Source organism: Stenotrophomonas sp. K-6 (assembly GCF_056861555.1).
Genome location: NZ_JBSPUC010000004.1, coordinates 226324 through 248818 on the forward strand (window position 1 = coordinate 226324; position 22495 = coordinate 248818).

7 protein-coding genes are annotated in these 22495 nt (G+C 64.8%); all 7 read left to right on the plus strand.

The genetic code is table 11. The features are described 5' to 3' along the window. Positions 1-29 precede the first annotated feature (29 nt). Complete coding sequence (locus AC13F7_RS14015) at positions 30-16490, plus strand: hemagglutinin repeat-containing protein (RefSeq protein ID WP_483001443.1); 16461 nt, start codon at positions 30-32, stop codon at positions 16488-16490. Continuing rightward, positions 16487-16837 carry a DUF596 domain-containing protein gene (locus AC13F7_RS14020; protein ID WP_483001445.1) on the plus strand — a complete coding sequence of 117 codons (351 nt, stop codon included), beginning with the start codon at positions 16487-16489 and terminating at the stop codon, positions 16835-16837. The genes AC13F7_RS14015 and AC13F7_RS14020 overlap by 4 nt, the downstream gene beginning before the upstream one ends. A gap of 233 nt (positions 16838-17070) precedes the next feature. After that, positions 17071-17877, plus strand: coding sequence for a VENN motif pre-toxin domain-containing protein (locus tag AC13F7_RS14025; protein WP_483001446.1), 807 nt, complete (start codon positions 17071-17073; stop codon positions 17875-17877). A 512-nt stretch (positions 17878-18389) separates the two neighbouring features. After that, a complete protein-coding gene (locus AC13F7_RS14030) occupies positions 18390-19079 on the plus strand; it encodes a hemagglutinin repeat-containing protein (protein WP_483001448.1) in 690 nt (229 codons plus the stop codon). An 8-nt stretch (positions 19080-19087) separates the two neighbouring features. Further along, positions 19088-19492, plus strand: coding sequence for a hypothetical protein (locus tag AC13F7_RS14035; protein WP_483001450.1), 405 nt, complete (start codon positions 19088-19090; stop codon positions 19490-19492). Between the two features lie 1506 nt (positions 19493-20998). After that, positions 20999-21526: a hypothetical protein gene (locus AC13F7_RS14040; protein ID WP_483001452.1), complete on the plus strand. Its 528-nt coding sequence runs from the start codon at positions 20999-21001 to the stop codon at positions 21524-21526. A gap of 209 nt (positions 21527-21735) precedes the next feature. After that, a complete protein-coding gene (locus AC13F7_RS14045) occupies positions 21736-22473 on the plus strand; it encodes an N-acetylmuramoyl-L-alanine amidase (protein ID WP_483001454.1) in 738 nt (245 codons plus the stop codon). Positions 22474-22495 lie beyond the last annotated feature (22 nt).

The window sequence follows — 22495 nt, forward strand, 5'->3', positions numbered from 1 at the left end:
CCCACACCGCATTGAAAGGAAGCAACGCCGTGAATCGAGTCTATCGCCTGGTTTTCAACCGTACCCTGGGTGTCATGCAGGTCGCCTCCGAACTGGTGACCGCACCCCGCGGGGGCTGCGATGCACGCGGCGGCAACACGATGGCCACGCTGCGGCCGATGAGCTTTGCGCTGTGGCTGGTGCTCGGTTGGGTAGGGCTGGTACAGCCGCTGTCCGCGCAGCAGGTGCCCGATGCCGGCCGCATCATCGCCGACCCCGGCGCACCGGCCCAGCAGCGGCCCACCGTGATCACCTCGGCCAACGGCACACCGCAGATCAACATCACCACGCCCAGCGCGGCCGGTGTCTCGCGCAACCAGTACCAACAGCTCGATGTCGGCCGCCAGGGCGTCATCCTCAACAATTCGCGCACGGACGTGCAGACGCAGATCGGTGGCTGGGTGCAGGGCAATCCCTGGCTGGCCACCGGCGCCGCGCGGGTCATCCTCAATGAAGTCAACGGCAGCAACCCCAGCCACCTCAACGGCTATGTCGAAGTGGCCGGTGCCCGTGCCCAGGTGGTCATCGCCAACCCGGCCGGCATCCAGATCGACGGTGCCGGCTTCCTCAATGCGAGCAGGGTCACCCTGACCACCGGCACGCCCATCCTCAACAACGGCGCGCTGGATGGCTACCGGGTCGAGGGCGGCGCGATCCGCGTATCCGGCGCGGGCCTGGATGCCAGCCTGACCGACTACACCGACATCATCACCCGCTCGCTGCAGGTCAACGCCGGCATCTGGGCCAACCAGCTGCAGGCCAGCCTGGGCACCAACGTGGTCAGTACCGACCACAGCAGCGTGACCGCACAGACCCCCACCGGTGGCACACCGGCCTTCGCGCTGGATGTCGGCGCGCTCGGTGGCATGTATGCCAACCGCATCTGGCTGGTCGGTAACGAACATGGCGTCGGCATGAGCAACGCCGGCAAGATCGGCGCGCAGGCAGGCGAACTGGTGGTCACCGCCGATGGGCGGCTGGAGAACACCGGTGCGCTGCACGCGCAGCAGGACACCCGGATCACCGCCGCCGGCGGCGTGGCCAATGCGGGCACGCTCAGCGCCGAGCGCGAGCTGCGCGTGGACACGCCCGCCGATCTGGACAACAGCGGCGGCACGCTCAATGCCCGCCGCATCGAGGTGAACGCCGATGCGCTGCGCAACCGCGGCGGCAGTATCGAACAGGTGGGTGCCCAGACGCTGCAACTGAGCGGCGCGGACATCAGCAACGAGCAGGGCAGGATCGGCACGGTGGCCAGCACCTCGCCGGGGCAGCAAACCGGCGGCGGCACCACCGGCGGCACTACCGGACAGCCGGGCAGCGGCAGCACCCCCGGCACCGGCACGCCCACGCCGGGCCAGGGCGGCACCGGCGGTACCACACCGCCCACGCCCACCGCCCCGCTGGCGGCAGGCACGCTCAACATCGCCACCTCGCTGGACAACGACGGCGGTGCCATCGATGCCACCGGCATCCTGCAGCTGAGCGCCCGCAACAGCCTGGACAACACCCGCGGCACGCTGGGGGTACAGACCCTGCAGGTGCAGGGCGACGCGCTGCGCAATGTCGGCGGCCGGCTGGAGGTGCAGGGAACGGCCTCGGCCCAGGTGCAGACGCTGGACAACAGCGGCGGCCACATGGCGCTGGCGCAGACCTTCCAGCTGCAGGCACAGTCGCTGTTCAACCGCGGCGGTACCCTCGCGCACGGTGGCAGCGCGGCCACCGCCTGGTCCATCGGCACGCTGGACAACAGCGACGGTAGCCTGGCCAGCAACGCCACGACCTTCGGCCTGGACCTGGGCCATCTGATCAACACCCGCGGCAGCCTCAGCCATGCGGGCAGCAACGGGCTGCAGCTGCGCGCTGATCGCCTGGACGGTGTGCAGGGCACCATCGCCACCGCCGGCGACATCGCCCTGCAGCTGGGCAGTGCCGACCACCGCAAGGCGCAGTTGATCGCCAACCAGGTGAGCCTTGCCGCCGGCGACTTCGACAACCGCGGCGGGCGGGTGCTGTCCACCGGGCAGCAGGCCAGCGCGCTCAGTGTGCAGGGCACGCTGGACAACGGCGACGGCGGCACCCTGGCCAGCAACGGCGACCTGCAGATCACCGCAGCGCAGCTGGGCAATGCCGGTGGCACCGTGCAGCAGGCCGGCACCGGCAGCCTGCGTATCGATGCGGTCAACCTGCAGGGCCAGGGCGGCACCGTGCTCAGCAATGGCAGCCTGGTGGTACAGGGCGACACCACCAACCTGCGCGATGGCACCACCTCCGCGCAGCGCATCGCGATCACCACCGGCGATCTGATCACTGCCGGTGGCACGCTCACCTCGGCCGGCCCCGAGGTACTGGACCTGCAGGTGGCCCGCACCCTGGACAACACCGGGGGCACGCTGGGCAGCAACGGCGCGCTGGCCATCGACAGCACCACCTTGATCAACACCGGCGGCAAGCTGATCGCCGCCGGCACCGGGCAGACCACGCTGCACGCCAGCGAGGCGCTGCACAATCAGGGCGGCACGCTTTCCAGCAATGGCGACCTGCGCATCGATGCCGAGCGTCTGCTCAATGGCGGCGGCAGCATCGATCATGCCGGCAACGGCACGCTGCAGATCACCACGGCCACCCTGAGCGGCGGCGAAGGCAACGTCGCCAGCAACGGCCTGTTGCAGTTGCTGGCGCAGACGCTGGACCTGCACAAGGCCACGACCCGCGGCCGCGAGGTCGACATTCGTGCGGGGTCGCTGGACAACACCGGCGGCACCCTGCTCTCGCTGGGCGAGCAGGCCATGCAGCTGCGCATCAGTGGCAGCCTGGTCAATGACGGCGGCACGCTCACCGCCAACGGCGCGCAGCAGATCGAGGCAGGCGCGCTGTCCAACCGGGGCGGCGCGTTGAACTCGGCTGGCACCGCCGATACCCGCCTGATCGTGGCCGGCACGCTGGACAACACCGGTGGCACCGTGGCCAGCAATGCAGGCGCACTGCAGCTGCAGGCAGGTGCCCTGGTCAATGCCGATGGCACGATCAGCCATGCCGGTCAGAACGGACTGTCCATCACCACTGGCCGACTGGACGGTCAGCGTGGTCGCATCGGCACGGCTGGCGCGCTCGAGCTCAGCGCCGGAGCTGTCGACCATCGCGGCGCGTCCGTGGCCGCCGAGCAGCTGGACATCACCGCGCAGTCGCTGGACAACCGCGGTGGCAGCATCATCGCCACCGGCACCGCCGCCAACACGCTGCAGGTCACAGACACGCTGGACAACGGCGAGGGCGGCACCCTGGCCAGCAATGGCGATCTATCCATCAGCGCCAGCACCCTCGGCAACGCCGGCGGCACGATCCAGCAGGCCGGCACCGGCACGCTGGCCATCGAGGTGGACACGCTCAACGGCCACGCCGGCACGCTGCTCAGCAACGGCGTGCTCGACCTGCAGGGCGACACGCTGGATCTGCGCAATGGCGCCACCTCGGCACAGCAGATCCGCATCGACAGCGAGCGCCTGATCACCGCCGGTGGTCAGCTCAGCGCGCTGGGCACCCAGGCACTGCAGGTCCAGGCACGCACCCTGCTGGACAACAGTGGCGGCACCCTTGGCAGCAACGGCGCCGTGGACATCAACGCCGGCCGCTTCATCAATGACCACGGCAAGCTCATCGCCGCTGGCGAGGCCGCCTCGCAGGTGCGCGTGACGCAGCTGCTGGACAACACCGGCGGCGCGATCTCGGGCAATGGCGATCTGCGGATCGAGGCCGAGGTGCTGCGCAATGCCGACGGCACCCTGGTCGCGGCCGATGCGCTGCACCTGCAGGGGCAGACGCTGGACCTGCGTGATGGTGCGGTGGGTGCCACGCAGATCACCGTGCAGGCCGGCAGCCTGGACAACAGCGGTGGCACGCTCAGCGCCACCGGCACAGCGGACATGCGCCTGCAGGTGCGCGAGCAGCTGACCAACGATGCCGGCACGATCGCTGCCAACGGTGCCCAGCACATCGAGGCCGGCGCGCTGTCCAACCGGGGTGGCACGCTGAGTTCGGCCGGCACCGGCAACAGCCAGATCCACGTAGCGGGTCAGCTGGACAACAGCAAGGGCGTGATCGCCAGCAACGCCGCTGCACTGGAGGTGGCAACGGGCAGCCTGCACAACATCGACGGCACCCTCAGCCATGCCGGCACCCAGGGCCTGACCCTGAGCACCGGGCAGTTGCTGGGCCAGGATGGCCACATCGTCACCGCCGGCGCCCTTACGCTCACCGCGGGCGAGGTGGACCACCGCGGCGCGAGCCTGCAAGCCACGCAGATCGCGCTGACCGCACAGGCATTCGACAACCGCGGCGGGCAACTGGTGGCCACCGGCACCCAGGCCAACCGCATCGACGTGGCCGGCGCGCTGGATAACGGCGCTGACGGCCTGATTGCCAGCAATGGCGACCTGACCCTCAATGCAGCGGTACTCGGCAATGCCGGCGGTACCGTGCAGCAGGCCGGTAATGGCCTGCTGGCGATCAACGCCGCCACCCTCAACGGTGCCGGCGGCACTCTGCTCAGCAACGGCACGTTGCACGTGCAGGGCGATACCACCGACCTGCGCGCTGGCACCACCTCGGCCCAGCGCATCCGCATCGAGACCGGCGATCTCACCACCGCCGGCGGCACGCTCACGGCCACCAGCACCGACGCACTGGCGCTGCAGGTCCGCGGCCGCCTGGACAACAGCGGCGGCACCGTGGCGACCAATGGTGCGCTGGATCTGCGCGCCGCCACGCTGCTCAACACCGGTGGCAACCTGCAGGCCGCAGGGACCGCCGCGAGCCAGCTGAGCATCGACCAGGCGCTGCAGAACCGCGGCGGCAAGATCCTCACCAGCGGCGATCTCGACGTCACCGCGGCCAGCCTGGACAACCAGGGCGGCACGGTCCACAGCGCCACCGACCTGAGCGTGGGCGTGGATGGCCTGTTAGACAACAGCAACACCGGCCTGATCGCCAGTGGCGGCGATGCGCAGCTGCGCGCGGCCACGCTGGACAACCGCAGCGGCAGCATCGAACAGGCCGGCGAGGGCCAGCTGCAGATCGATACCGGCACGCTGCAGGGCGCTGGCGGCCGCATCATCAGCAATGGCGCGCTGACCCTGCAGGGCGAAGCACTGGATATCCGCGGGGGCACCACTGCAGCGCGCCAGGTCACGGTGACCGCCGGCAGCCTGGACAACGCCGGTGGCACGCTCAGCAGCACCGGTGAGCAGACCATGCTGCTGCAGGTGCGCGATGCGCTGGGCAACGATGGCGGCACCATTGCTGCCAATGGCGCGCAGCAGATCAGCGCCGGTACGCTGTCCAACATTGCCGGTACGCTGAGTTCGGCAGGAACTGCAGACACCCGCATTGAAGTCGCTGGCCAGTTCGACAACACCCGCGGCACCCTGGCCAGCAACGGCGGCGCCCTGACGGTGCAGACCGGCAGCCTGGTCAATGACACCGGCCGGATCCACCACGCCGGCCAGAACGGCCTCACCCTGCAGACCGGCAGCCTGCAGGGCCAGAAAGGCAGCATCGCCACCGCCGGCACGCTGACCCTGCGTGCGGACGCGATCGATCACCGCGACGCCACCCTCAGCGCCGGCCAGCTGGACATCGTCGCGACCGCACTCGACAACCGTGGTGGCACCGTGCTCTCCACCGGCACCCAGGCCAACACGGTGCGGGTGGATGGCACCCTGGACAACGGCGACGACGGTACCCTGGCCAGCAACGGCGACCTGCAGATCACCGCGGCCACCCTCGGCAACGCCGGCGGCACCGTGCAGCAGGCCGGCACCGGCACGCTGAGCATCACCGCCGCGACCCTCAATGGTCAGGGCGGTACGCTGGTCAGCAATGGCGCGCTGGCGCTCAGCGGCGATACCACCGACCTGCGCAACGGCACCACCTCGGCGCAGCAGATCCGCATCGACACCGGTGACCTGACCACCGCCGGCGGCAACCTTGTCGCCACCGGCACGGGGCCGCTGGCGCTGAACGTGCGCAACCGCCTGGACAACACCGGCGGCACCCTGGCCAGCAATGGCACGGTGGACCTGCACGCGGCCACCCTCATCAACAACCAGGGCACGCTGCAGGCGGCTGGCGCGGGCAGCAACCAGCTGCAGGTGGGCCAGGCGCTGGAGAACCGAGGCGGGCGCATTCTCGCCACCGGCGCGACCGTCATCGGTGCGGCCAGCGTGGACAACCACGGCGGCACCCTGCAGACCGGCGGGGCGTTGACCCTCGGCGTGGACGGGCGGCTGGACAACAGCGGCCAGGGTGTCATCGCCAGCGGCGGCGATGCGCACCTCACCGCCGCCACCCTGGACAACCAGACCGGCAGCATCGAGCACGCCGGTGAAGGCACGCTCGCCATCGAGGTGACCGACCTGCACGGTGCGGGTGGCCGCATCGTCGGCAACGGTGCGCTGCAACTGAAGGGCGATACGCTCGATGTCAGTGGCGCCACCACCGGCGCGCGCCAGGTCACGGTGACCGCTGGCAGCCTGGATACCAGCAAGGGCACGCTCACCTCCACCGGCACGCAGGCCATGACCCTGCAGGTGGACAGGGCGCTGACCAACAACGGCGGCACCATCGCCGCCAATGGCGCTCAGCAGATTACGGCTGGTTCGCTGTCCAACATCGACGGCACGCTGAGCGCAGCTGGCACCGGTGATACCCGCATCAACGTGCTCGGCACGTTCGACAACACCCGCGGCGATGTGGCCAGCAATGGCCGCCAGCTGCAGATCGATGCCGCCCGCCTGATCAATGAGCACGGCACCCTCAGCCACGGCGGTACCGAGTCACTGAGCCTGACGGTCGGCCAGCTCGATGGTGCGAAGGGCACGATCGTCAGTGCGGGTGCACTGGCGCTGCACGCCGGTGCGGTGGACCACCGCGGTGCCACCCTCAACGCGACCCAGCTGACCGTCCAGGCCGAGGCCTTCAACAACCAGGGCGGCACCGTGCTGGCCACGAGCGGGCAGGCCAGCAGCCTGACCGTCAGTGGCGTGCTCGACAATGGCAACGGCGGCACGCTGGCCAGCAATGGCGACCTGCAGATCACCGCGGCCACCCTCGGCAATGCCGGTGGCACCGTGCAGCAGGCGGGCACCGGTACGCTGGCGATCAACGCTCACACCCTCAACGGCCAAGGCGGCAGGCTGCTCAGCAATGGCAGCCTGGCGCTGATCGGCGAGAACACCGACCTGCGCGATGGCACTACCGCCGCGCAGCGCATCCGTATCGAGACCGGGGAACTGGTCACTGCAGGCGGCACACTCACCGCCACCGGCACCGACGTGCTGGCGCTGAAGGTGCGCGGCCGGCTGGACAACACCGCCGGCACCCTCGCCAGCAATGGCACGCTGGATCTGCGCGCCGCGCAGCTGCTCAACAACCAGGGCACCGTGCAGGCGGCCGGGGCGGGGAGCAATCAGCTGGCCATCGGCGGTGCACTGGAGAACCGGGGCGGTCGCATCCTGACCACCGGCAATGCCACGGTCACCGCCACCGGCCTGGACAACCGCGGTGGCACCCTGCACAGCGATGGCAGCTCCAGCTTGACGGTGACCGTCGATGGCCTGCTCGACAACAGCGCGCAGGGCACGGTGTCGTCGGGTGGCAACGCGCACATCACCACGCAATCCCTGAACAATGAAGCGGGCACCCTGGCCGCCGGGGCCGCATTGCAGCTCGACACGGCCACGCAGGTACGCAATACCACCGGCTTGATCCAGGCCGGTACCGATCTGCGCGTGAGCAGCAGCGGCATCGACAACCACAGCGGCCGGATCATCGCCGGCACGGTGGATCTGGATACCCGCGGCTACACCCTGGACAACCGCGCAGGCACCGTGGCCAGCCTGACCGGGGGCGCCGCGCTGCGCACCGGCCAGCTGGACAACAGCGGTGGGCTGCTGCAGTCCGCCGGCAACCTGCGTATCGACACGGCCGGCCAGGCCTTGATCAACACGAATGCCAACGGCAACGGCATCAACAGCAGCGGTACGCTGGAGATCCACAGCGGTGCGTTCGACAACCGTGCCGGTTCGGTCTTTGGCCAGGGCGCGATCACCGTCACTGCCAGCAGCATCGACAACACCGCCGGCGGCGCGCTGGTGGGCGCAGGCGACCTGACCCTGCGTGCGCAATCGGTGGCCAACGCCGGCGGCAAGATCACGGTGGGCCGCAATGCGGACATCGTCCTGCCCGGCGCGCTGGACAACCGCGGGGGCCTGGTGGCCGCCGGTGGCACGCTCGCCCTGCAGGCGGGCAACATCGATAACCGATACACCCTGAGCGCGCCCACTGGCCCGGCACTGGGCCTGCAGGGCAAGCACCTGCAGCTGGGCACAGGCAGCCTGGACAACCAGCAGGGCCAGATCCTGGCCGACACCATGGTGGTGCAGGTGGGCGGGCTGCTGAACAACAGCGGCGGCCAGATATCCGCCGCCGAGACGTCTGATATCCGCGCCGACAGCATTGCCAACGCCGGCGGTTCACTGGTGGCCGGCAGCAACCAGATCGTGCGCACGCGTGAGATCACCGGTGACGGCAAGCTGCTCTCGCAGGGCGACATGACCCTGGAGCTGGGCCAGAGCCACACCAACACCGGCGAGCTCGCCGCCAACGGCACCCTCACCCTGGCCATCCAGGGCAACCTGGACAACCTGGGCAAGCTGCAGGGCGCCGGGGTGAACATCAGCGCCGGCAACATCCACAACGCCGCTTCCGGCGAGATCAGCAGCGTCGGCCTGACCCGGCTGGTGGCCAGCGGTGAGCTGCTCAACCGCGGCCTGTTGGACGGCCGCATTACCCACATCGACGCCGGCACGCTGAACAACATCGGCACCGGCCGCATCTACGGCGACCACATCGCCATCCAGGCCGGCACCCTCAACAACCTGGCCGAAAACGTGGGCGGCGCCCAGCGCTCGGCCACCATCGCCGCACGCCAGCGTCTGGACCTCGGCGTGGGCGTGCTGAACAACCGCGGCCAAAGCCTCATCTTCAGCGATGGCGATGCGGCCATCGGCGGGGCGCTCAACGGGCTGACGGCCGTGGGCAGCGCACAGCGCATCGACAACCTCAGCTCCACCATCGAGATCGCCGGTAACCTGGACATGTCCGCGCTGGCGGTGAACAACATCCGCGAGAACGTGGTGGTGCAGCAGCAGACCATCCAGCATGGGCCGGTCACGCTCAACCAGCCGGGCTGGTTCAAGAACGGCAACAACACCGCCCGGAATCTGCGCGACACCTCCAACTTCCAGCCCTACGAGGTCTATTACCTCAATCCGGATGACATCCTGGAAGACACCGCGTACATCACGCCCGACGGCCAGCAGATCCGCCGGGCGGTGGTCCGGCTGACTGCCAACACCAGCGCCTACTACTTCGCACGCGGTGGCCTGGACGGCGAGCGCGGCGAGCGCTCGCGCCTGCCCGCGCAGGACGGCACGGTGGTCATCTACTACGTGGGCCGTGCAGACAGCCGCAACAATCCGGACCAGCTGGGCGCCGGGGCCGAAGATCCGTTCCGCGATCTCTCGATGATGCCGCCGGGAAACCGGCAGTTCCGCTACGACTCGGATACCCTGGCCTACAACAACGCCTACGGCACCTGCACCACCACCTGCGTGCGGTTGATCACCTACCCGGACTACGACAATCCGGAGGCGATGCTGATCAACATGCAGCGCCACACCACCAGCACCAATGGCAACGAGAAGACCCGCGTCGCCACCCGTACCACCACCGAAGACGTGCTGGTGTCGGCCGGTGCTGACGCCGTGATCAATGCCGGTGGCCACATGCGCATCGCCACCGATGCGTTGCGCAACGAGTACGCCAGCATCGCCGCCGGTGGCAACCTGGCCGTGGTCGGATTGAACGTGGGTGAATCCTCGATCGTAAATACCGCCAAGACGCTGTTCCGCACCCATAGCTTCAGCAATGTCTCCATCACCTATGGCGGCTCGCGCAGCCAATGGAGCGCCGCGCCGATCTCCGAGCAGATCGGCGTGCTGGGTGCGGGCATCACCGCCGGCGGCAAGTTGAGCATCGATGTCGGCAACCTGCGCAACGAGAACACCGGCCGCGACGCGCCGAACGTGCGCGATGGCGACAGCATGGCCAACCTCAACACCGGTGGGCCGGGCGCAGGCTCGGTCGGCCCGGGCGCAGGCGCGGTGCAGGGACCGGGGCAGAGCAGCGGCCAGGGCGCCGGCCCGGTGAACGCACAGGGGCCGACGGCGGCCGGCGCAGCACACGGTCAAACCGGTAGTGCGGTACAGGGGCCGGGTCAGGCCGGTGGCCACATCGCCGATGGCGCGCACGCCCAGGGACCGTCTGCGGCCGGTGCCGCACAGGGCGCGGCAGGCCAAGGCCTGCAGGGTGCCGACCGCACCAGCGGCCAGCTGGCCGACGCCGCCAGCGCCCAGGGACCGGGCCAGGTTGGCTCGGCGGGCCCGGGCACGGGCACCGTGCAGGACATCGTGGCCGGGCAGGCAGCACAGGCCACGGCCACCGGCCCGGGGGCTGTGCAGGCCGGTGGCCACGCCGGCAGCGGTGGCAATGCCGCGCTGGCCAACAAGCAGGCCGTCGCCGCCGCCGGCAATGACCCGCACGTGGTGGTCACCACCACGCCCAATGCCAGTGCACCCAGCGCCAGCCTGTTCAACGTGGATGCCAACCGTGGCAGCTACCTGGTGGAAACCGACCCGCGCTTTGCCAGCTACCGCAGTTGGCTCAGCTCGGACTACCTGCTGCAGCGCGCCGGCTATGAGCCCTCGCAGACCCAGAAGCGCCTGGGCGACGGCTTCTACGAACAGAAGCTGGTGCGCGAACAGATCGGCGAACTCACCGGCCGACGCTTCCTCGATGGCCATGCCAGCGATGAAGACCAGTACCGCGCGCTGCTGGAGGCCGGTGCCACCGTCGCCAGTGCGTGGGGCCTGCGCCCCGGCGTGGCGCTGACCGCCGAGCAGATGGCCCGTCTCACCAGCGACATCGTCTGGCTGGTGGAGCAGGACGTCACCCTGGCCGACGGCTCCACCGTGCGCGCGCTGGTCCCGCAGGTGTACCTGCGGGTGATGCCGGGCGATCTGGATACCAATGGTGCGCTGCTGGCCGGTGCCGACATCGACATCAAGCTGCGCGGCGACCTGGTCAACAGCGGTGCCATCGCCGGGCGTCAGCTGGTGAGCATCGACGCCGGCAACATCCGCAACGTCAGCGGCGGGCAGATCAGCGGCCAGCAGGTCGGCCTGCAGGCCACCCACGACATCGACATCATCGGCAGCACCGTCACCGCCACCGATGCACTGGGGCTCAAGGCCGGTGGCAACATCACCGTCGCCTCGACCACGCGCGAGTGGCGCGACAACGGCGACCTGCTGGTGCAGCAGACCACCACGCTGGATCGCGTGGCTGGCCTGTATGTGACCAACAAGGACGGCGCTGGCGTGCTCAGCGTCAATGCGGGTGGCAACGTGGAGCTGCGGGCCGCGCAGCTGGCCAACGCCGGTACCGACGGCCTGACCGCCATCGTGGCCGGTGGCAACCTCAGCCTCACCTCGGTGGCCGAGCAGAGCAGCGTTTCGCTCACCCATGACGCCCGCAACTTCAACAGCCAGAGCCAGTCGATCAACATCGGCACCACCATCAGCGGTGCCGGCGATGTGGTGCTCAAGGCCGGCAACGATCTGAACCTGACCGCCGCCAACGTCTCGGCCGCCAACGCACTCGTGGCCCAGGCAGGGCGCGACATCAACAGCGTTGCCGTGGTGGACACGCGCACGTTCGACAGCGGTGCCAAGAGCAAGAACGGCTCGCACGAGGTCAGTGCCGCCGATGGCTGGGTGCTGGGCAACCAGCTCACCGGTGGCGAAGGCATTGCCCTGCAGGCCGGCCGCGACCTCACCCTGCAGGCCACCACGGTGGACAGCAGCGACGGCGGCGTGCTGCTCTCGGCCGGGCGCAACCTGGCGCTGACCACCGCGCAGGAAACCCACGATCTGGTGGTGGACGAAACCACCCGCAAGAAGAAGACGCTGTCCAGCACCACCACCACTACCCATGACCAGAGCTCGGCCAGCTATGCGGTGGGCAGCACCATCGGTGGCAAGACGGTGGACATGATCGCCGGCAACGATGTGACCATCACCGGCTCGACCGTGCTGGCCGACAACGACCTGCGCATCGCCGCGGCCAACAACATCACCATCGAATCGGCGCAGGACACCTACAGCGAGGCCAGCAGCTTCAGCCAGAAGAAATCCGGCATCACCGGCGGCTTCGGCAATGGCGTGGCGTCGGTGGGGTACAGCAGCGCCAAGTCGAACAACCAGAGCGCCAGCCAGTCCATCACCCAGGTGGCCTCGGCCGTGGGCTCGATGGACGGCAACGTGCTGATCAATGCCGGTAACCAGCTGACCATCGCCGCCTCTGATGTCGCCGCCGGCAACAACCTGACCCTGGCCGGCAAGGACATCAACCTGATCGCGCGGCAGGACACGCTGGAGACGCAGAGCAGCGCCTCCAGCAAATCCAGTGGCCTCTCGGTGGGCGTGACCTACGATCCCACCAAGGCCTATCGCAGCGCCCGCGATTCCACCACCGACGGCATGGCCGACAGTGGTTCCACCATGGGCAAGATCACCCGCAATGCCGAAGGCGCCGCCTCCGGCCTGCGGGCGGCCACCACCTCCACGGTGATCACCGCGGGCAGCCAGCGCTCCAACAGCAACGAGAGCCACTCCAGCAGTGATGCGCGGGTAAGCCAGCTCAGTGCGGGCGGCGACCTGACCCTGATCGCCAACGGCGGCTCGATCTACAGCCAGGGCGCGCAGATGGCGGCCGAGGGCGATGCCCTGCTGCTGGCCACCAAGGACATCGTGTTCGATGTCGCCCACAACACCGAATCCAGCACCAGCCAGAGCAGTGGCAAGGGCTGGGGCATCGCCAACAACACCAGCGGCCTGCCGTTCGGCACCAACAATTCGCGCAGCGAAGGCAGCGGCAGCAGCGACACCATCACCGGTACCCAGCTGTCCGTGGGCGGTGGGGTGCGCATGGCGACCAGTGAGGGGGATATCAGTCTCACTGCCGCCAACATCGTGGCCGAGAAGGACGTGAACATCCACGCCGCAGGTGACCTGACCATCCGCAGTGGCCAGGACATGGTGAGCAACACCAACACCTCGCAGAGCAAGGCGATCGGCACGGTGCAGATCTCCGACACCGAGAAGTTCTCTGGCTGGCACCGTCAGGAGCATGACGATGACAGTGCGCAGGTGTCGCAGGTGGCCAGCAATGTCGGCAGCCTGGGCGGCAACGTCAACCTGAGCGCCGGCGGCACCTACAGCCAGATTGCCAGCAACGTGGTGTCCGCCAAGGACATCAACATCACCGCCGCGCAGATCGAGCTGCTCACCGCCGACGAGGTCGGGCACTCCTCGCAGCGCGATGACGATCTGAAGATCGGCGTGTTCGCGCGGGTGAAGTCGCCCTTCATCGACCTCATCAACAACGTGGATGCGGCCAGACAGTCCGACGGTCGCCTGTCGTCCATGCAGAACATGGCAGCGGCCGCCAATGCCTACCAGTCGGCCAGCGCGATCGCCAACGCGACCGGTGCCGGTGGCAGCGGTGCATTGTTCAATGCCGAAGCCGGTATCGGCTTCAAGACCGCCAACAGCAGTGCGGACAGCAGCAGCGTGGTCTCGCAGGGCTCCACGCTTCAGGCAGGTGGCAACCTCAACCTGACCAGCACCAGCGGTGACATCCATGTGGTGCAGGGCAACCTGAGCGCGGGCAACACGGTGAGCCTGGATTCGGCGCGCGACATCCTGCTGGAAGCCGGTAAAGCGCAGCTTGCCGACCGCAGCAAGAGCAGCAACGCTGGCGCGGAAGTGGGCGTGGGTGTCGCGGTCGGCGCACAGACCGGCGTGTACGTGTACGCCGAAGCCAGCGTGGGCAGCAGCAAGTCCAACGCGGATAGCACCACCTGGCAGAACACCACGCTCACCGGCCAGAACATCTCGCTCAAGGCCGAGGGTGACACCACCCTGCGCGGTGCCACCGCCACGGCCGACCGCATAGATGTAAAGACCGGCGGCACGCTCACCATCGAGTCGCTGCAGGACGTGTCCGAAAGCATGTCCAAGAACAGCCAGGTAGGCGGCCGGGTGCAGGTGTCGTTCGGCACCGCCTGGAGCGCCGACGGCTACGCCAGCGGAGGCAAATCCAACGGCAGCTATCAGGGCGTGGGCCAGCAGTCCGGCCTGTTCGCCGGTGATGGCGGCTACCACGTCGATGCCGGCCACGTGAACCTGGTCGGCGGTGCGATTGCCAGCACCAACGCCACCAACAGCGAGCTGGCCGCGCAGACGCTGACCTTCAGCGACCTGCAGAACCAGATGCAGCACAGCACCAGCTCGGGCGGCATCAGCGGTGGCTACGGCGGGCGGGCAGAGAACTGGAAGCCGACCACGGAAGGTGCTACGCCGAACTTCGGTGGTGGCGTGCCGATGAACGAAAAGGGCGGCGACAGCAGCACCACTTACGCCACGCTGACCGAAGGAAACATCGTGATCGGCGGCAAGAAGGTGACTGCCGCCGAGCTGGGCGTGAACACTGATGCCGCCACGGCGCACCGCGCGATTGAGGCGATGCCCAATGCCGAGTTGCAGCTGGCCAATCAGCAGGCGATGGCCAATGCGATGGGCACGGTGGTGGCCACCAGTAAGCAGATTGCCAATGATGTGCAGGCCTATAAGGCCAACAAGGCAGTTGAAGCCTACTTTGCCGACCTGACGCCACAGGAAAAGGCGAATTTCAATGCCATGGATGCAGCGGCGCGTGATGCGGTGCTCACCCGAGACAGCCAGGCCTACCGGGACTCGAAGCAGTGGGGCATCGGTGGTGACAACAGCCGCGCGCTTGAGGCGGTTACCACGTTGCTGGTCGGTGCCACCTCCGGGCAAGGCGGCGGCCAAATGGTGACCAACGCACTGGCTCCATATGCGGCGAACCTGATCGGTGACAAGTTCGATACGAACCACGGCAGTGATCCGAACGCCGCGTTGCAGCTGCTGTCACATGCGCTGTTGGGTGCGCTGTTGGCCGAGGTCAACGGTGGCAACGCTGCCGGCGGTGCGGGCGCAGCGGCCGGCGGCGAACTGGCGGCGAAGCTGCTGACCGAGGCGCTGTATCCCGGGTATACCGGCGAGCTCAATGATCAGCAGAAGCAGACGATTCTGGCGTTGTCGCAGGCGGTGGGGGCGGTGGCTGGAAGCAGCGCTGGTGATGGGCTTGCAGGCACTGCACTGGCCGCTGGAATCGCGAAGAATGTCGTGGAGAACAATTACCTTAGTGCCCCGCAGCGGAAAGCGAAGGATGCTGACCGTGCAGCATGTGGCAACGACTCAGCGTGTCTGCAGGCCACGGACGCACGCTGGGCGGAGGTCAGCCAGGAGCAGAGTCGTGACGTCATGGAGCGTTACGCGTCCTATCTCACGCCCGAGGAACAATATGTACTCTTCAGTCTGAAGCCTGGAACCAGGGAATACGACCAGCTCCTGGCGAGCGCCATTGCTCGGGAGGCCTCCAACCAGCCTGCTCATCTGGGAACGCTGCTCAACAGAGAGATCGGACTGCTGCGCGAAACGGATTGGGATGGCGCATTGTTTGGTCCGTTGGCTCCCGGCATGTCGCTAACCGACAGAAACCGGATTGAAATGGCGTTGCTCGGGCCCATTTTCGGCATGCCCAGCGCGACTCTCACTGCAATTGGGGTTGACCCGCAAACCGTAGCGATGACCAATCAGCTTGGGATGCTTGCGTGGGATATCGCGGGGTCAGGGTTTGTTCTCAGGCCCAAGAGTACCCGCGGGATGGGCAAGGTCGATGGCGGCAGCACCAAGGTGGTGCAGACCGAATCGTTGCCGCAGACAAGTCGAATGCCTGGATTGGAAGGTCCAGGACCTAATGCGCTGGACTTCTCTGGTGCGCCGCCGCCCCATGTAGTCATGCTAGCTCAGTCAAAAGTAGAAGTAGCTAGGCTTGCGGAAATGTACAACAAATCATCATTGATGCCTAAAGACTTTACGCTGAACCTAGGCGGATCAGAGCTGAGGACCGATCCCTTGGTTAGCAAGGGCAGTCCAGTCTTCATGGGTGCGTCCACAGCGGACGTGATGACATACTTCCAAACACTCGGCGGAGTCAACGCGATGCCCGCTGCTCGTACGATTCCCGGCAAAGGGCAGCTGTATGTAGTATCCACTCCAGAAGGTGCAACGCTGCGACTTCGCAATTTTTCTTCATCCGGCGAAGCGACTGGTGCGAAGTGGACGATCGATATCGTACATAGTTCTATTAATGGTGGGCGTGCGGTGGAAATGAAATTCAAATGAACGATAGTCTGGTTTTTAACTCAATTATGAGCCACTCGTGGGGCTATTCTATGGGTGCGGTTTGGCAGTCGTTGACTGTTGAGCTTGCAGGCACGGAGGTTAGCTTCGATAGGCAGACAGAAATGTTCTTTTCGCTTCTCAAGACGCTAATGATTCGCGGCGAAATCCGTTTGGCCCTAGATGGAAGGTGCCTTGAAGGCAGTATGGATGATCAGCTTGATGTCCTGCGGCGTGCATGGCCGAGCAGCAGAGAAAAGTTAGAATCTGAGATGGGCCTGTGGTTTCTTGTAGAGTCGCCAGCGGGAATTGTCTGGATTACGCCTGATGGCAAGGAAGTCTGGAGCTGACCAAACTAGAGCTGTTCAGCTCCGGAGGGATTGCCCATGCCGACCTGACGCCTCAGGAAAAAGCGAATTTCAATGCCATGGATCCAGCGGCGCGTGATGCGGTGCACACCCGATACAGCCAGGCCTACCGGGACTCGAAGCAGTAGGATATCGGTGGTGACAACAGCCGCGCGCTCGAGGCAGTTACCACGTTGCTGGTAGGTGCCACCTCCGGGCAGGGCGGCGGCCAAGTGGTGGCCAATGCCCTGGCGCCGTATGCGGCAAACCTGATCGGTGACAAGTTCGATACAAAACAAGGCAGTGACCCGAACGCCGCGTTGCAGTTGCTGTCACATGCGCTGCTGGGCGCGCTGCTGGCCGAGGTCAATGGCGGTAACGCCGCGGGTGGTGCGGCAGCAGCGGCTGGTGGCGAACTTGCGGCGAAGCTGCTGACCGAGGCGTTGTATCCCGGTTACACCGGCGAGTTGGACGATCAACAGAAGCAGACGATTCTGGCGTTGTCGCAGGCGGTGGGGGCATTGGCGGGTAGCTCTGCTGGCGAGGGGATGGCAGGAGTCGCCATGGCTTCAGGCCTCGCGAAAAACTCCGTTGAGAACAACTATCTCAGCCATAGCGAGCGCATGGAGTATCTCGACGCACTGCTGAGCTGTGCCGAGTCTGGTACCAACTGTGACGTCAAGAATGAGTTAAAGGCACTCTCTGAAGCCCGGGACAACGCTTTGATCATCGCGTGCCAAGTTCCGGAGAGCGCCCTGTGCAACGAACAGCGCGCTCTCGCGCTGGAAGCGCAGGATTCCCACCCCAACTCAACCATGGCAAATGCACACGCGGAGATCGGGCTCATCCAACAGGCCTTCGATGCAGGCCTGACGCGGGGACAAAACATGAGCATCGTCGTGCGGGGTGAGGAGGTCTGTTCCTACTGCCGAGGCAACCTCACAACGGCTGCGGAACGCTCTGGATTGAACAGCCTCCAGGTTGTTGATACGGTACGTGGCCGGGTATCCCTGTGGATTCGACGAAGAGGTTGGATCGAATGATTAATGACGCAGATGAGGCCAGTGTAGTAGTCGAGTTATGTGACTTCGACAGGTCCACAGGCGCCGGCGCTACTTTGACTGAGAGGCCGGTGTGGAGCCGCGTTGATTCAGCAGTACATCGAGTGTTCGAGAATGGTGGATTCGTAGACCTGCGCGTCATTGCGCCTGCCAGTGGACTGGTCAAGGAACTTACGATGAAGTCCATCGGTGGGAAGTGCAGACTTGTTGCACTCACGCGATCAGCGGACCCAAAGTTGGATTTGCTCGAATGGTGGGAGCCTGAAGACCTGCCCTTCAGGGGGAAGGAAAAGTTCGGTGATGATGAATGGGGCGCGAGGACAGTAACCTCAGAAGTTTCGCATGCGTTGAGATTGTTTCAAAATCTATTCCGGGATGGTGATCTGTCTATCGAGTTGAACGGGTTGCGATCGCGATGGGACAGGAAGCCTCGTTAACGTTGGCGGCTTCTAGCACCGCTGATATTTAAGCTCAACAGCGGCAACATTCACCTCGTGCAGGGCAACCTCAGCGCCGACAACACGCCGGCGCTGGATTCGGCGCGCGACATCCTGCTGAAAGCCGGTAAAGCGCAGCTGCAGGACAAGAGCAAGAGCAGCAATGCGGGCGCGGAAGTGGGCGTGGGTGTCGCGGTAGGCGCGCAGACCGGCGTGTACGTGTACGCCGAAGCCAGCGTGGGCAGCAGCAAGTCCAACGCGAACAGCACCACCTGGCAGAACACCACGCTCACCGGCCAGAACATCTCGCTCAAGGCCGAGGGTGACACCGTTCGAGTTCCGCACGGAGAACTGAAAGGGCAACCCGAGCTTCCTCCGAGGAACGCGGCTGCTGACCAGGTGCGATCCATCGAGCGCCAGAACGAAGCTGCAAATGCTCTTGCAAAGTCAGGGCGCGATGTAGAGCAACTCCCAAACACTGCGAAGAACAAGCCAAATCCCGATCTTAAGGTTAATGGAGAAATTGCGGGTGTATTTTTTCCAGTGACTAACAGTGCCACTTCGGTAATCAAAACGATTGGCACGAAAGTTGAAAAGCAGGCTGCGACTATTGTGGTGAATTTGGAAGATTCAGCTATCGCCATTTCACAGCTTGAGGCGGCTCTAGGCGCAAGTCCCGTTAAAGGGTTGAAGGCTGTTTATATAATGAAGAATGCCGAAATCAAAGTGATAAAGGTCGAGAAATGAGTCTTTCAATGTTCATCGAAATAGAGGCTGGTGCTATCCTGGGTGAAGTTGGGTCAGTTTTGGCTTTCCTTTCCGCAAATTTTGAAGAACGAGAGAAGGGGTTTTCTGGCTTTTTTCAAGATTCCAATTGTTATTTTGTTTTTAACTACGATTCGGCGCCGAAAGATATCGTGGTCGAAGGGGCTGAGGTAAGCTGGACTGTAGGTGTGCGAGGCGGTTTTCACTATCGAGCCGACAATCTGCATTCGAGCTGGCAGGACATCGTTCGATTCATGCGTGCCTACTCAAGTTATCATTCGCATAGATTTATACTTTCATTTCATTATGAAACTATCTATGCAGTGAGGGACGAGAACGGACTGCGGATTGTCGAAGCAATGAGTGATGGAGGTGGAGTCGGCAACAATCTTTGAGTGAGAGAGGATATTTAATCCGGCGAACCTTGGAGCAAATGGTTTCTCTGATGAGATGTTTCGGTACTTCAACGGCATCTGGAGTACAGGGGATTCCATGAAGGTAAAGTGCATAGCCACCTCGTATGGCGCGTCAGCTGAACTGTCGCTTGGTTAACGCTTGGGGCGGAATCTCACGTCCTGAGTGTCCAGTCTGGATTGAATGGGGAAATGTGGTTTCGAATGCTAACCAGCGAGTGGAGTGTAAGGCCGAAATCGCTAGGGCTTTATTCGGCTAGAAATTGGTTCGTCGCGGATTAGCGTGGAGCATTGGTTGACCAACGGTACCCTTGAGGCCTGATTTCCTGGGCTCGATGGTTGAACGCTACTTCATGCAACTTGCGGGCACCGATGCGCTGCCTGCTCCAAGGTCAGTAGTAATCTCTAAATGCTTGACTCGCTCTCTCTTGGAGAACTAGCGTGGTCAGATGATGCATTACGTAAAGATCGCTTTCCGCGCCACGCCGAGCGAGTATGAGGGGGGTAAAGGATGGACCTGAAAAACTTTGGCGACGAAAGGATTGAACTGCATTTGACCAAGGATGAGCTGAACGTTCTTTTCTCCTGTCTGCGCGAGTCGTTCGCAACATTGGGTAGGAGTTCTTATCAAACGAGAATTGGCGTAACAATGGACGTTGGAAGCGCACTTGGTGATGAACTGATGCATCTCATGGAACGAGAGGGGATTGAACAGTAGCGTCGTTCCGCGTCTTCTCTGTCATGTAGCCAGCGGGAATTCCGGCACGTAATCAAACAGCATCTGTCTGCACCGTCTACGTGTCGACATCCACGTGGTCCAGGGCGCCCTGACGGCATCCACCACACTGGGCCTGGACTCCGGAAGCGACATCCTGCTGGAAGTCGGTCAGGCGCATCGGCAGGACAAAAGAAAGAGCAGCAATGCTCGCGCTGAGGTGGGCGAAGCTTTCGCGGAGGGCGGGATCTTCAGCGCCTTGCTGGGTGGGACGTTCGGTAGCGTCTGGACGACTGGGCGCCCAGACGGATAGCCGCGGCAATCCTGCTCGGCCTGGTCGCCGGTGCTCATGGTTCTTTCGTCTAAACTTCCGCGCTCGCAGGCCGCTCTCTGGTCAGTGGGTCCAGATCCGCGAGCGCGTGCTGATTTTTTAACTTTGGAGCTGTCTGGTAATGAATGGAACGGTTCTTCCAGCGTGGTTGCATTCAATCGTGTTTGTAGTGCTATCGATCTACATGTTCATGCTCTGGGCTGGCCTGAAGCGCGACGCGTTGAGCGAGGCACAGAAGCGCTTGATTGAACGTGTGGAATTTCTTCGGTCGCCAGGCGCCGCCCTATCAGGTGGTTGCCTGTTCCTGGCTCTCGCCCTGGGTAATGCGGCTTGGGCTTACGGGTACCAATGGTGATCACTACAAGGATGTTGCGTGAACGTCCGAAGTGTCGATTGTTCCAGAGCTTCGGCCCTGTTGTGTCCTATAAATGAAGGATTTTCTATGAAACAAGGCACCTACGCCTCAATCGCCATCGTGATCCTTTCGCTGTCTGGAGCTTCGGTGGCGTTTGCTGAGTGCCAGTCGGAAACACGGGATATGGAGGGCACCCCCGCCAGGGCTGAGGTGTGCATCGTGTCGGCGGGGATGTTCAAACCCAATAGTGTGACTGCCAGCATCAATGGAAAGCCCGTGTTCAGTGGTACCGACCACGAGGATGTGGTGTTCGATGGCCGGTACGAGGGGCAGGTGGTGGGTGGTGGTTGCAACGAAATGGTCACCGTGATGGACATGGGCACGATGAAGGGCGCGCCAATCGCAGTCCTGCCTGAGAGCTTGGTGTCTGAGTGCCGTATCACGTTTGACGCGGAGGGTCATTCCCTACCGTTTGAAAAGGACGCTGCCTGCAGCAAGACATTCTATGCCTCGCTCAATCCGTTGCTCGGCCAGCTCATGCCTGCCGCCGATGCCAAGCGCTGCACGGTGTTGCTCGACGGAGTTGAGGTGCTGAGCAAGAGGTTCAAGCTATAGGCAGAACCTGTGATGGAGAGGTCGCACCCGTAGCGTCGAAGACACTGCATCGGGTCAGTGCGTTATAGGCTTTGTCAGCGGACTGCCCTCCCGCAACGTGCTCGCGGGCTCCAGTCGTGCGAGAGCTGGAACCATAACCCGGGAGCGCAGGTAGGCTTCGCCCTGCGTGGCTCTACGCAGGGCAAGGCCGAATGACGCACAATCAGGCCATGCCCAGATTCCGCCTCCCGCTCGTGCTGCTTGCCACCTTTCTGCTCGCCGCCTGCGCCAGCACCGATGTGCGCAGCCCGCTTGCAACCTGGGTGCCTTCGCCGAACTACAACAGTCGCAACCCGGTCATCATCGTGTTGCACCACACCGACCAGGACAACGTCCAGCAGAGCCTGCACACTCTGCGCACCGCCAACAGCGGTGGCAAAGTCAGCGCGCATTATCTGGTGGGCGCGGATGGCCATATCTACCAACTGGTCGCCGATAGCCGCCGTGCCTGGCATGCCGGCGGTGGCCGCTGGGGCACCATCACTGACCTCAACTCTGCTTCCATCGGCATCGAGATCGACAACGACGGCGACAGTCCGTTTGCCGCTGACCAGATTGCCGCGCTGATCCGCCTGCTGGACGATCTGTGCACGCGCCTAAACATCCCGCGCACGCAGATCATCGCCCATGCGGACCTGGCACCGGTCCGCAAGCAGGACCCTAGCCGCTTCTTCCCTTGGCAGCAGTTGGCCGAGGCGGGTTTCGGGGTATGGCCGCGCGCCAGCGATGGCGCTGCGCCGGAAGGCTTCGACCCGTGGTTGGCCCTGCAGGCCTTCGGCTACCCGCTGGACGACCGCGCCGCCGCAGCCGGCGCCTTCCATCGCCGCTTCCGTGGCCGTGACGACCTGCCGCCTGATCTCGACCTCGAAGACGCCCGCATCCTGCATTCGCTGCTCCTGCAGCGGTAGAGCGGACGGCCAGCGCGGACTG